Annotated in this window: 12 protein-coding genes; all 12 read right to left on the minus strand. The window is 37.2% G+C overall.

Annotated elements, in window-relative coordinates; all coding sequences use genetic code 11:
- Window positions 1–128: 128 nt before the first annotated feature.
- Complete coding sequence (locus D1Z92_RS03050) at window positions 129–1,805, minus strand: ribonuclease J (RefSeq protein WP_128894186.1); 1,677 nt, start codon at window positions 1,803–1,805, stop codon at window positions 129–131.
- Between the two features lie 450 nt (window positions 1,806–2,255).
- Window positions 2,256–3,128: a 4-hydroxy-tetrahydrodipicolinate synthase gene (gene dapA / locus D1Z92_RS03055; RefSeq protein WP_128894187.1), complete on the minus strand. Its 873-nt coding sequence runs from the start codon at window positions 3,126–3,128 to the stop codon at window positions 2,256–2,258.
- A gap of 38 nt (window positions 3,129–3,166) precedes the next feature.
- On the minus strand, window positions 3,167–4,387 hold the full coding sequence (dapG, locus tag D1Z92_RS03060) for an aspartate kinase (protein WP_128894188.1): 1,221 nt from the start codon (window positions 4,385–4,387) through the stop codon (window positions 3,167–3,169).
- A 78-nt stretch (window positions 4,388–4,465) separates the two neighbouring features.
- Window positions 4,466–5,503, minus strand: a complete 1,038-nt coding sequence (locus tag D1Z92_RS03065; protein ID WP_128894189.1) for an aspartate-semialdehyde dehydrogenase — start codon at window positions 5,501–5,503, stop codon at window positions 4,466–4,468.
- A gap of 261 nt (window positions 5,504–5,764) precedes the next feature.
- Window positions 5,765–6,364 carry a dipicolinate synthase subunit B gene (locus D1Z92_RS03070; RefSeq protein WP_128894190.1) on the minus strand — a complete coding sequence of 200 codons (600 nt, stop codon included), beginning with the start codon at window positions 6,362–6,364 and terminating at the stop codon, window positions 5,765–5,767.
- Window positions 6,361–7,260, minus strand: coding sequence for a dipicolinate synthase subunit DpsA (dpsA, locus tag D1Z92_RS03075; protein ID WP_128894191.1), 900 nt, complete (start codon window positions 7,258–7,260; stop codon window positions 6,361–6,363). Before dpsA ends, D1Z92_RS03070 begins: the two co-directional genes overlap by 4 nt.
- 136 nt (window positions 7,261–7,396) lie before the next feature.
- Window positions 7,397–7,843, minus strand: coding sequence for a dUTP diphosphatase (gene dut, locus D1Z92_RS03080; RefSeq protein WP_128894192.1), 447 nt, complete (start codon window positions 7,841–7,843; stop codon window positions 7,397–7,399).
- The gene (locus D1Z92_RS03085; protein WP_128894193.1) at window positions 7,833–9,083 is read right to left on the minus strand and encodes a M16 family metallopeptidase; all 1,251 of its coding nucleotides are present in this window, start codon (window positions 9,081–9,083) and stop codon (window positions 7,833–7,835) included. Before D1Z92_RS03085 ends, dut begins: the two co-directional genes overlap by 11 nt.
- Before the next feature lie 118 nt (window positions 9,084–9,201).
- Window positions 9,202–10,191: a polysaccharide deacetylase family protein gene (locus D1Z92_RS03090; RefSeq protein WP_128894194.1), complete on the minus strand. Its 990-nt coding sequence runs from the start codon at window positions 10,189–10,191 to the stop codon at window positions 9,202–9,204.
- Between the two features lie 252 nt (window positions 10,192–10,443).
- Window positions 10,444–12,534 carry a polyribonucleotide nucleotidyltransferase gene (pnp, locus tag D1Z92_RS03095; protein ID WP_128894355.1) on the minus strand — a complete coding sequence of 697 codons (2,091 nt, stop codon included), beginning with the start codon at window positions 12,532–12,534 and terminating at the stop codon, window positions 10,444–10,446.
- A 226-nt stretch (window positions 12,535–12,760) separates the two neighbouring features.
- Window positions 12,761–13,030 (minus strand): 30S ribosomal protein S15, encoded by a 270-nt coding sequence (gene rpsO / locus D1Z92_RS03100; RefSeq protein WP_128894195.1) that lies wholly within the window; start codon window positions 13,028–13,030, stop codon window positions 12,761–12,763.
- Between the two features lie 299 nt (window positions 13,031–13,329).
- Window positions 13,330–14,268, minus strand: coding sequence for a bifunctional riboflavin kinase/FAD synthetase (locus D1Z92_RS03105; protein WP_128894196.1), 939 nt, complete (start codon window positions 14,266–14,268; stop codon window positions 13,330–13,332).
- Window positions 14,269–14,283 lie beyond the last annotated feature (15 nt).

Genomic DNA, 14,283 nt, shown 5'->3' on the forward strand with positions numbered 1-14,283 from the left:
TTAAATATATGTTTTTTATACATGAATGAAACTTAAATAAATGAAGAGTTATTAAACATAATAAAAGCTGCTGGCGTTAAGCCAAGCAGCTATATACTCTGGTTAGGTTTTTTAAGTGACTGACTTTATTATACTTCCATGATAATAGGTAATATCATCGGTCTTCTTCTAGTTTGTTCATACAAAAATCGTCCTAAAGATTCTTTAACATGATTTTTCAACGATGCCCATTCGTTTACATTTTCGTTCATCAATTTTGTTAACGTATTCGATACAATTTTATTTGCCTCATCCATTAAATCTTCGGATTCTCTAACGTAAACAAATCCACGAGAAATAATGTCAGGTCCAGACAATACTTTGCCTTCTTGCTTACTCAACGTCACAACGACAACAAGAATTCCATCTTGGGATAGTAATTTTCTATCTCTGAGTACAATATTGCCCACATCACCAACGCCTAATCCATCAATTAGGACGTTACCTGCTTGCACTTTTGCACCTTTACGAGCAGTTCCATTTTGCAGTTCTACCGTATCACCATTATCACATATAAAAATGTGTTCTGGATCAATACCCATTTGTTCTGCTAGAAGCCCGTGATGTCTTAACATGCGATATTCACCATGAATAGGAATGAAATATTTCGGACGCAGTAAGTTTAACATTAGCTTTAACTCTTCTTGACTACCATGTCCAGACACGTGTACACCTGATACACTTCCTGGACCGTATATGACATTAGCGCCTAATCTATATAATTCATCTACAACACGACCAACAAACTTCTCATTACCAGGGATCGGTGTTGCAGCAATAACAACAGTATCACCAGGCAGTATGTCAACTTTACGATGAGTGGATCTTGCCATTCTCGTTAAAGCAGACATAGGTTCTCCTTGACTTCCTGTGGAAAGAACCACCACTTGGTTTGCAGGTAACTTATTTACTTCATCAGGTTCAATCAACATTCCCTCTGGAAAATTCAAGTATCCGAGTTCTGTTGCAATATTGATGTTGTTTACCATGCTACGACCCATAACCGTAATTTTACGGTTTGTTTTATATGCTGCATCAAAGACTTGTTGAATACGATGAATATTGGATGCAAATGTAGCAACGACAACTCTCTGCTCAGCTTTGTGGAATACTTCTTCTAATTCCACTCCCACTGTTTTTTCAGATGGAGTAAAACCTGGACGTTCTGCATTAGTACTATCAGACAATAATGCAACAACACCCTTGCTTCCAATCTCAGCCATCACATGAAAATCAGATTGCTGCATATCCACAGGGGTATGATCAAATTTAAAGTCCCCAGTGTGTACAACAAGACCTTCTGGTGTATCAATACATACTCCTACTGAATCTGGAATACTGTGGTTCGTTCTGAAGAACGTCGCTGTCAATTTTCCTAACTTTACATTTGATTTTTCATCAATAAGAATCCGCTTTGTATCGCCTAAGATACCAGCTTCTTTTAATTTGTTATCAATTAATCCTAATGTTAACTTCGTAGCATACACGGGCATGTTCACTTGCTTAAGCACATAGGATAATCCACCAATATGGTCTTCATGACCATGTGTAATCAATACCCCTCTGATCTTCTCTTTGTTTTCAATTAAGTAAGAGATGTCTGGTATGACTACGTCTACTCCTAACATTTCCTCCTCAGGAAATTTCAGACCACAATCAACAATAACAATATCATTTCCACATTGAACTACATACATATTTTTACCAATTTCACCTACGCCGCCCAAGGCAAAAATGGTTACTTTCTCATTAACTTTTTTAGCCAACCTAATTAAACCTCCTGTACATTTTGTTGCGACGATTTTCGCTTTACAAACTAAATGAATAAAAAACCGTACCCAGTCACTTGTATTTCATTATACACGATAAAAAAGCATTTGCACAAGGGATGATCTATCATGTTATTTTGCTAACGCTGTATGAGCAGTGTACACGCACACTAAAATATGGTTTATACTTTGCTCTCTCAACATTTAACGTATTATGTATAGCATTCCCAAACTTAACTTACCACATCCATACTAAGCAAAAAATGAGTAGTTCCCTTGATTCACTTATACTACGATGTAGTCTTTTTTCATCATCTTCTAAAAATGATTGTCCCTATAATAATATATCTGGTTATCCTATACAATGCAACACAAAAAACCCATCATAATCCATTACTAAGTTTAAAAATGAGATCATGACGGGATGTTTGTGGTTTATTTTAAACTCTATTTCATCTTTAAACTGTCAATAATGACTTTTCGATCTTCTTCGTTGACTGGAATTAATGGTAATCTAACACTACCTGGGTTTAACCCTGCTAATGATAATGCATATTTTACCGGACCAGGTGAAGGACTAATGAACATGGATTCATACACAGGCAATAAATCATAATGAATGCTGGCTGCTTTTTCATGATTTCCATCTAACCAGTATTGCACCATTTCACTAAGTTCTTTGCCAACAACATGGCTTACTACACTGACAAAACCGTATCCACCTACCGCCAACATAGGTAAATTTAAGTCGTCGACACCACTATAGATCTTAAAGTCATTTGATGTGCCAGCAGCGATTTTCGACACGATGGTCAAATCTCCTGCTGCTTCCTTCGTACATACGATATTATCAACTTCAGACAAGCGAATCGTCGTTTCCGGTGCTATCGATACTCCGGTTCTAGCAGGAACATTATACATCATAATAGGTAACGACGTGGACTCCGCCACTGCCTTGTAATGATGGTAAATTCCATCTTGATTTGGCCTATTGTAGTACGGACATACGATAAGCAAACCATCCACTTCTGCAAGTTCTGCTTTTTTAGAGAACTCTATCGTTTTGTTCGTATCGTTACAGCCTGTACCTGCAATAATCTTGCAACGACCATTTGCTACTTGTTTTGCATAATGAAACAAGTCTAATTTCTCTTCTTCCGATAGCGTAGGCGATTCACCTGTTGTACCGCTAATGACAAGTCCATCTGCTTTCTGTTCTTCAATTAAATAATCAATCAGTTTTTTCGTTTGTTCCCAATCAATTTCCAGTTCATCATTGAATGGAGTAACCATTGCCGTAATGATTCTTCCAAAATCCATGTTTTTCATCTCCTTTTGTTGAAATTAAAGAGAAATCTTTATTCTTCAACAAGATGTAAGCTAAATTTATCATGTAAAGCACAAATTGCTTTTTTCATATGCTCTCCTCTTACAAGCACCCAGATCGTCGTATTGGAGTCTGCAGATTGTAAGATTTGAATGTCTACTTCCGTTAGTGCTTCTACGATTCTCGCCATGATACCAGGAACACCATTAATGCCGCCACCAATGACAGAAATCTTTGCACATTGAGGTAAGAACTCCGCTTCATAACCTAATGCCTTTAACACTTCATCCGCTTTGGACACAAATTCATCTTGTATCGTATACACCACACCAGATGGCGTTACATTGATAAAGTCTACGCTAATTTGATTTTGTGCCATCGCTTTGAACACTTTTAGCTGTAAATCGTACTGCCCTTCTTTTGCATTAATTTGAATTTGCGTTATCTTATCTACACTCGCTATTCCTGTAACATAACGATCTGAAACTTTACTATTTGTCAATGCTTCTGGATACGTGACAAGCGTCCCTTCGTCTTTGGAAAAAGTAGATCGAACTCGAATCGGAATATTCGCGTGCATCGCTAATTCAACTGCTCGCGGATGGATAACTTTAGCACCATTTTGCGCCATGTGACATATCTCCGCATAACTAACTTGGGATAACGCCCTCGCATCCTTCACAATTTTCGGATCAGCAGACAAAATACCGTTTACATCCGTGAAGATATCTACATAATCTGCTTTTAAAGCAGCACCTAATGCCGTTGCTGACGTGTCACTAGCGCCTCTACCTAACGTAGCGATATCATCATTATCTGCTTTACCTTGAAATCCTGTAACGATAACGACTTTATTAGATTCCAACAAGCTCATCATTTTGTTCGTCTGAATGGTAACAATTTGTGCGTTGCTAAACTCTCCATTTGTAATGATTCCCGCTTGCGCACCCGTCAATACGGTTGCTGGAATTTGCTCAGCTATCAGCATACTGCATAGTACAGTTGCTGATATGACTTCACCACAACTTAACAGTAAATCCGTCTCCCTTGCTGGGAGCATGCCACCATTTTCTCTAGAAAGTTGCAATAACGTATCTGTAGCGTAAGCGTCTCCTTTTCTACCCATAGCAGATACGACAACAACGACGTGATAGTTATCTTTCAATGAGTTTTGAATATGTTCTACAGCAAGACTTCGTGCTTCTTTTGTCTGTAAAGAAGTCCCACCAAATTTCTGGACAATTATTTTCATTACTTTGTATTTCCTTTCCCCACAGCAAATAAGTTCAATTTTTTCTCGATGTTATGATAATAAGTATGTTTTATGTTTTTATTTTTGAAGCGCAATGTACTCTGCAATTTGTACAGCATTCCATGCTGCGCCTTTAAGTAAATTATCAGAAACAACCCACATATTCAATGCTTTCGGGTTATCTAAATCTTTGCGAAGACGTCCTACAAACACGTCTAATTTTCCAGCTGCATTAGTAGCTAGAGGGTACAGTTGAGAAGAAGGATCGTCCTCCACTACTATACCTGGAGCATTTTCTAGTAATTGTCTTACTTCTTGCAAATCATATTCGTTTTTAAATTCAACATACACAGATTCTGAGTGCCCTGCAATAACAGGTATTCTCACACAGGTTGCTGTTACTTTTAAGGATGAATCATTAAATATTTTTCTTGTTTCTTGTATCATTTTTATTTCTTCGAAAGTGTAACCATTCTCCTGAAATACATCAATTTGAGGTACTGCATTAAATGCAATTTGATGTTTAACTGGAAGAGAAGATACAGGGAAAAAATCCGCTTTCGTTTCACCGTTTTCCAAAATATCTTGTACTTGACGATATGTTTCTTTAATTGCACTTGTTCCGGAACCAGAGACGGATTGATACGTGGACACAACAATGGATTCAATACCATAAGCATCATATAAAGGCTTCAGTGCTGCAACCATTTGTATAGTAGAACAATTTGGATTAGCGATAATGCCTCGATGTTGATCGATATGATCTATATTGACCTCTGGTACAATAAGCGGTGTGTCAGCATCCATTCGATAAGCACTCGTATTGTCGATACAAATTGCCCCTGCTTTTACCGCATGTGGAATGAATGTCTTACTTACACTTCCACCGGCACTAAACAAAGCAATATCTATATTCTCAAAACTTGAAGTTGTAGCTTCTTGTACTACAATTTGTTCTCCCTTAAAATCGATGACACTACCAGCAGAGCGCGCGGAAGATAGTAATGTTAACTGCTCAATAGGAAAATTTCTTTCTTCCAATAGTGAAATAATTTGTGATCCAACTGCTCCAGTTGCTCCAACGACTGCAATATTAAAGTTTTTTTGTTCTGACATATGATATTCTCCCTTCACAATCCACTATAATTTTCTATATGATCAGATATAGCAAATGCTACATCTGACAAAATACAATTCTTGTAACATCAAATGCTGTACATAAAAAATGCATCTATATAAGATGAAGAAATGATGTAATGCAAGTTTACACCTCAATAGCTAGGTGTAAAGGTTATAATGTAGAAATTTCTCCATCTTATGCATCGTAGTAAAAGCTGTATAAATAATCATTCAACTTATACAGTATAAGAAATAAATTCAACCTATATATTTAAACTTTTCTATGATTAAAGGTTGTAATTGTTTACCTTGTAATGCATGCTCACACGTTTCAAATATCAATTCCATTCTAGCAACGAGTGAGTTTGGTTTTCCTTCAGGAGAATCTTGACCAAAAGGAACGAAATAAATATGCTTCATTGCTAATAGTTTTGCAATATTAGCTGCATTTAATCCAAGACCATCATTCGTAGATATACCGATGACCAACGGTCTCTGATTTCGCATTTGCGCTTTTGCTGCCATTAAAACTGCATTATCTGTTAGGGCATTTGCGAGTTTGCTTGTCGTATTACCAGTACAAGGTGCGATCACAAGCACATCCAGAAGTTTAGTAGGACCTAATGGCTCCGCATCTACGATTGTAGAAATGATATCATTACCTGCTATATCTTTCAACTGTTTTCGCCAATCTTCTGCTGTTCCAAACCTAGTATCTGTTGTCTTCAGCGTATTTGAAATGATGGGCGTTACTTTACTTCCTGCGTCCACAAATTGTTGTATTTGTGGCATCACCTCAGCAAAGGTACAGTGTGAACCTGATAAAGCAAAACCAACGTGTTTATCAGACCAATTCATTTTGCATTCCTCCATATCTGATAATCTTCCATTACAATCTCAGATACACAATTTGCAATAATTTGACCTGCTGTTTTCGGTGCTACAATCCCTGGTAAACCTGGAGCCAGCATCGCTTTTACACCTCTTTTTTCTGCAAAACGAAAATCTGTTCCTCCTGGTTTAGAAGCAAGGTCGATAATGACGGTCCTATTTGGCATGTTGGCAATGACTTCTGCTGTGATTATCATAGATGGAATTGTGTTAAAAAGCAAGTCAACTTCACTAACATGATTCACTAAATCTTTACTATAGAAGGGCTTAAGGTTCATTTCAAAACTTCTAGCAAACTGCTCGCCCCTCCTTACCCCTACTTGCACGTTAGCACCTAAACCTTGCAGCACTCTTGCTAATGTTATTCCTGTTCTACCCATACCTAGCACAATACAATTTGAACTATGGATCGTAATGTCTGTATTTTTAATTGCTAACATCACTGCACCTTCGGCAGTAGGAATGGAATTAAATATAGCTACATCATCTCGTGCTAACAATTCAACAAATTTTATCTGGTGCTTTCTACACATTTCTTTCAAATATGGCTTTGCTATACCGGTATAAATACTGCAATGTTTCGCTAATGATTTGAAATATTTTTCACTAAGTTGTAGATCTTCCCCTGAAAATACGGAATTGATATTTCCTTTGTCATCCGTGCCAATAGGAGGGAGTAAGATAACATCGGCTGTACTTAGCAATTGTTCGCTCAATCTTTCTTTTTTCACTCCAGCAAATTTGTTTTCCAATTGATCAAATCCAACTAATGTAATGGTGGCATCCATTTCGTAAAATTTTTGAATGACTTCTAGCTGCCTTGCATCACCACCAATAAATACAACATGTAACCCTGTTAACATAGGAAGTCAACACCCCTCAAATTCAGCTAAAATCCTATATTAGTTTATGCAACTAGAAATGGTTGGTGTATAAATGCATACAAAAAAGCGGGAGACCAACAAAGCCCCCGCTTTTTCTTCTTTCATCTTGCTATATTCAAACTCCAGTATGCCCAAATCCGCCTTCTCCACGGTCTGTTTCACTTAGCTCTTCCACTTGTTGTATAGAAATTTGAGGAACAATTTGTATAACCATTTGTGCTACACGCTCGTTTCTTTCAATCGTAAAAGGTTCCTGACCATGATTAATTAATAATACTTTGACTTCTCCACGATAATCAGCATCTATCGTACCTGGTGAGTTCAAACATGTAATGCCGTGCTTATATGCCAACCCACTTCTTGGGCGAATTTGTGCTTCACATTGTTTAGGCATTGCCATAGAAAACCCAGTTGGAATCAAAGCTCTTTCCCCTGGCTTCAACACAGTTGGTTCCGTTACGGCAGCATGCAAATCAAAACCTGCCGCCCATTCTGACATTTTCTTTGGCATCCCTATATCTTCATTTCCTGGTAACTTTTTGATTTGTATATTATATTGCAAATTGATCTCTCCTCAAATGACTTATCTTATCTTTATCTCCTACCATAGCTAGAGAAAAAGGTTGTTTTAAATGATCTTGAATGACATGGTTTACTTGTTCCTTTGTAATGCTTTCTATCCGTTTTACCATATTATCTAACGTTTCATGCTTGTGCAAAAGCAACTCATTTTTTCCAATTCTATTCATGAGACTTTGGCTGCTTTCCAAAGCTAATATAATACTGCCTTTCATTTGCTGTTTCCCACGATGTATTTCTTCATCGCTCAGTCCATTTTCAATGGTTTCAGAAATAATATCAAACGCAACCTTCATGACTTCATCTGTTTGATTTGGTGCTGTACCCATATAAATCGTATAATTGCCACTATCCAAGTTCGTAGAGTGATAAGAATAGACAGAATAAGCCAAACCTCTTTTTTCTCTAATTTCTTGAAAAAGTTTGGAGCTCATTCCTCCACCTAATCTATTGTTGAGCAAAATGATAGGATAGAGCGACTTATCCACTAAAGATACACCAGGAAAAGACAAGCAAATATGATGTTGCTCCGTAGATTTTTGTTGAAACAACGTATTACTATGAAATTGAGGTGGTGTAATAGCCACACTTTCTCTCTTGTTATTAAAATGTCCAAAATATTTTTCTAATAATGGCAAAACACTTTCGTCCACGTTACCAGCTAAGCTTAGCACCACATTAGGAATAGTATAAAATTGCTCCATATAATCTCGAATATGATCTGATGTCATCGTGTTCAATACATCTTCCGTTCCTAAAATCGTATATCCCAAAGAATGATCTGGATAAGCAGCTTTCGCAATCATATCATGTACGTGATCATCTGGAGTGTCACGATACATAGATATTTCTTCAAAAATAACTTTCTTCTCTTTTGCCAGTTCTGTTTCATCAAATGTAGAGTCGAAAAACATGCTAGATAGTATTTCTACCGCTAACGGTAAGTGCTCATCTAACACTTTTGTATAGTAACTCGTATATTCTTTTGACGTAAAAGCATTAATATTTCCACCAATACCATCAAAATTCTCAGCAATTTGAAGTGCATTATATTTATCTGTTCCTTTAAACAACATATGTTCTATTAAGTGTGTAATTCCGTTGTTATCCTCCGTTTCATTGCGAGAACCTGCCTTTACCCAAATACCAAAAGATACTGAGCGAGAAGTAGGGATAGATTGTAAAGCGACACGAAGTCCATTATTTAAACGATATGTTTTCACCTTCTGCCTCCTATATAAACGAACATTTTGCGATTTTTAAAATTACTTATGTTTATGACAACATACAAAACATGTTCTACCCACTTTAATTTTTCTTTTATATAATGTTAGTATCATATCAAAAATGATGAGTACGCTCAACCGTGTCACTTCGTTTTGAAGATAGCAGTTCACTCACTGTACTCAGAGCGAGATTTTTATCTTTGATTACCTGTATCATTTGAGACAGTGATTGACTTGAAGATGCTGTCGGATGCATTAAAATTAGACTACCCGGCTCTATGTTATTTGAAATTTTTTTTACAATACTCTCCGGAGGTGGATTTTTCCAATCTACAGTATCCAATGTCCATAAAATCGTATAGAGTCCCATATCTTTTGCAATTTTAACAGTCTCTTTATCGAAATCGCCTGATGGGGGTGCAAAAAATTTATTTTCCACACCTAATTGTTTTAGGAGCTGTTCTGTTTTCATGATTTCTTCTCTTGCTTTTGCATGTGATAGTTGACTCATATTTTTGTGTGAATAAGCATGATTCGATAGCTCATGGCCTTCATCCATTATTATTTTAGCTACATCCATGTTGTTAGAAAGCCAACTTCCGTCTAAAAAAAAAGTAGCGTGAACATTTTCTTGCCGTAACGTATCCAAAATAGGTGGAATGTATTCATTACCCCAGGCGACATTAATCATAATGGAAGCCATTTTCTTGTGACTATTACCTCGGTATATAGGCTGATATCCAAGGTCTTCAAGCTTTATGTTTGGTTCTACTTCTTTATATATTATACTTAGTTTCCCTTGATCTTTAGATAATTTCAATGAAGTTGGGATATCCACTTCTCGTCCATTATAGCCAGGAATAGCTTTCCACACCGGATCAATTTTGGCATCTACAGGGGCAATATTTCTTTCTGTTGCTCTGCTTTGGATTTCCGCCATCCATTGTTCTTCTGTTTTTACCAAAGAAGAAGCAGCGTATGGTGATGGTTTTGCTTTGAGAAATTGTATGTAACTACGAAGTGAAGGGGATTGATCCATCCACAAAAAAAGCAGAAGAAAACATAACAATCCTACTGCTACATGTATGCCATTAATTCGTTTCATTGTTTACACTCCTTTTGTCTCATGAGCTTCATCACCACTGAGAAGGTGACAATGATACAAATGATTGTACATTGTTCTATGCAGCATAGCCTGTACTTGTCGTCTACAAGTATATGTGCTAGCAGTCCAACGTATGACTAAAAGAGTGTAAACATTAAAAAAAGCACCTTACGATGCTCTCTCAACATAAATAAAGCTTATTCCCCCTACTAACAAGCAGGGGTCTTCTTATGTGTTACGGTACTATTCACATTAGTTTTTCGGGCTTTTTGTTTCTTGATTTTGTAACGTTGCTTTGCGAGATAAATTAATTCTACCTTGTTGGTCAATTTCCGTCACTTTCACTGTAATGGAGTCATTTAGCCCAACGACATCTTCCACTTTAGCTACTCGCTCCGTAGATAATTGAGAAATATGAACTAATCCTTCTTTTCCTGGAAGTACTTCTACAAAACATCCAAACTTCTCTATTCTTTTCACTGTTCCTAGGTACGTTTCACCAACGACAACTTCTTTCGTTAAATTGTCGATAATCGTTCTCGCCTTTTCATTCATTTCTGCATCAGAAGAAGCGATGAACACCGTACCGTCTTGTTCAATATCTATTTTAACGCCTGTTTCTTCAATAATCTTATTAATGATTTTTCCACCAGGGCCTATCACATCACGAATTTTCTCCGGATTAATCATCATTTTCAAAATTTTAGGCGCATATGGAGATAATTGTTTTTTAGGCTCTGTAATCGCTTCATTCATTTTACCTAAAATGAATAGGCGACCCTTTTTCGCTTGCTCTAGTGCTTCATGTAGTATCTCGCGATTAATACCATCTATTTTAATATCCATTTGGATAGCGGTAACACCTTGAGCCGTTCCAGCGACTTTGAAATCCATGTCCCCTAGGTGATCTTCCATCCCTTGAATATCCGTTAAGATCGTCATTTCGGCTTCATCTTTAATTAATCCCATTGCAATACCAGCAACTGGCGCTTTAATTGGAACACCAGCATCCATCATCGCTAACGTACTTGCACATATACTCGCTTGGGACGTAGATCCATTAGATTCCAACACTTCTGATACGAGTCGAATCGTATAAGGAAATTCTGTTTCTGAAGGAATGACTTTTTCTAATGCTCTTTCTCCTAATGCTCCGTGGCCTACTTCTCTTCTGCCAGGTGCTCGCAAAGGTCTTGCTTCCCCAACGCTAAATGGAGGGAAATTGTAATGATGCATGAATCGTTTGGATTCTTCCAGATCTAATCCATCTAATATTTGTACGTCACCAAGTGCACCTAATGTACAAATACTAAGTGCCTGGGTTTGTCCTCTTGTAAATAACCCTGAACCATGGGTTCTTGGCAACAATGAAGTGTCGCAGTCTATAGGGCGGATTTCATCCGCAGCACGTCCATCTGGGCGAACTTTCTCATGTGTAATGAGTCTGCGTACTTCTTTTTTCACGATGGAACTAAGTACTTCTCGGACATCTTTTAACTTGTCCTGATCTTCTTCATACAAAGCCGTAAAATGTTCGATAGTCTGCTGTTGAATGCCATCAATTTTATCTTGTCGTGCATGCTTTTCATGAATTTGAACTGCTTCAATCAAATCAGCTTGAGCATATTCACTTACAGCTTGCTCTATGTCAGCATTCACTTGACGCAATTCCACTTCCATTTTTTCTTTACCGCATTGAGCAACAAGTTCCTCTTGTACTGCTACTATTTTTTTAATTTCTTCGTGACCAAACATAATGGCTTCTAAGATTTCTTTTTCGGGAATTTCATTTGCTTCCCCTTCCACCATCATGATAGCGTCTTTCGTTCCTGCAACAACAATATAAAAATCACTTTCTTCTTCTTGTTTTACTGTTGGATTAATGATATATTCTCCATTTATACGAGCCACAATGACCCCACCGATAGGACCATGGAATGGAACGTCGGATATACTTAATGCTGCTGAAGTACCAATCATTGCTGCCATTTCAGGAGAACAATCTTGATCCACACTCATTACAATGCTGACAATCTGCACTTCGTTCCTAAATCCATCTGGAAATAAGGGACGAATCGGACGGTCAATTAGTCTACTTGCTAATATAGCCTTTTCGCTCGGTCTTCCTTCCCTTTTGATAAATCCACCGGGAATTTTACCTACTGCGTATAATCTTTCTTCGTAATTTACAGTGAGAGGGAAAAAATCAAGATTTTTAGCATCGGAAGAAGCGGTAATCGTACTAAGTACAACTGTATCACCATAAGTAACCGTGACGGCTGCATTGGCTTGTTTCGCTAATCTACCTGTTTCAATCTTCAGATCTTTCCCGTTTAAAGTCATTTCAACTACATGTTGATTTTCCACTTGTCTTCCCTCCTATTATTCAATTTTGAATTTTAAGTTTCAAAGGTTAATTCTCATCTATATTGTGAATACCGATTTATTTTCTTAACGATATGAAACATTTTTTTATTTTTGAAACCACATATGTAAACTTTTAAAAACAACCTATTCTGTTATCTCCATCACACGATGTTGAGACAAACAAAACAGGTTGCTTTGTTTCCTATCGACGTAGGCCGAGTTTTTCGATCAACGTTCTATAACGGTTGACATCTTTGTTTCGTAAGTAAGCTAATAATTTTCTACGCTGACCTACCATTTTCAACAATCCGCGACGGGAATGATGATCTTTTTTATGTGTGCGAAAATGTTCAGTCAGATTGTTAATGTTTTCCGTAAGGATAGCGATTTGTACCTCTGGAGATCCTGTATCTGATTCGTGCACCTTAAATTCTTCAATGATCTGTTGTTTACGCTCTTGTGCTATTGCCATCCTGTTCACCTCCTTATTAATATAATCGCCACTAGCCTAGAAAACGCCGGAGTGGATCGATATTCCAAGCTACGGTTCTACAAAGCATGAAATACAACGCCATTAATTATAGCAAATAGAATGAAGAAAGTAAATGAATAAAGGACTAGCCTAAAAAAATAATATTATATAAGTTGAATGAACTTATTAAACCAACTTATTACCACAATGCATAAGATGGAGAAATCTCCACATCACACGCTTTACGCCTGGCTACTGAGGCGTAAAATTGTATTAAATTATTTCTTCATCTTATATAGTTAACAAGATAATGACATTTGCTTTACTTTTTTAATGTCTTCATTAATTTGCAAAACAAGCTCATCTATAGAAGAAAACTTTTTCTCATCTCTTACAAACTCCATAAGCTCTACATGTATTTCTTGGCCATAGATGGACTCATTAAAGTTAAATAAATGGACTTCAACACTTTTCGCTTCATGGTCTGATTTAAATGTAGGTCGATTCCCTATGTTCATGATGGCTTCATAAGCTTTATCATCGATGACAGCGGTGACAGCATATACACCATTTTTAGGCAGCACATAAGACTCGACTAACTGTAAATTTGCTGTAGGAAAACCAATTTGCCTTCCTCTTGCATCTCCATGTATTACTGTGCCAACGATAGCGTAAGGCCTTCCTAAGTAATTGGTTACGGCTTTGATTTCTCCTTGGGATAACAACTCTCTTATTGACGTACTAGACACTTTCATTGCATCTAATTGAAATGAATCCACTACGCTAACATCTACGTCGCTACCGCACAAATCACGCAATGTTTGCACTGTTCCCGCTCCTCGATGACCAAATCGAAAATCAAATCCAACTACGACTGCTTTAAGTGATAATTTGTTGAGCACTTGATGGACAAATTGATCTGGCGTAAGCTTCGCAAAAGATGCATTAAAATGTATAACATAAGTATAGTCAATTCCAAGCTGTTTCAATCTTTTCATTTTATCTTGAAAAGGGGCAAGGCTTCTTGCATACATGGATTTGCCAAGTACTTCTCTCGGATGAGGATGAAAAGTCATCACCGCACTTTTTGCTCCGCATTGTTTGGCCTTCCTTTGTGCTTGTCCAATCACTTGTTGATGACCACGATGAATGCCATCGAAGTCCCCAATAGCAATCACTTGGTCTTCAACGGGAAAATCAGATAACGATATAGGATAGTTTAAATGAATTATTTCCATCTTTCATACACCTAA

It is taken from the genome of Longirhabdus pacifica (assembly GCF_004115085.1).
GTDB classification, from domain to species: domain Bacteria; phylum Bacillota; class Bacilli; order Paenibacillales; family DSM-105158; genus Longirhabdus; species Longirhabdus pacifica.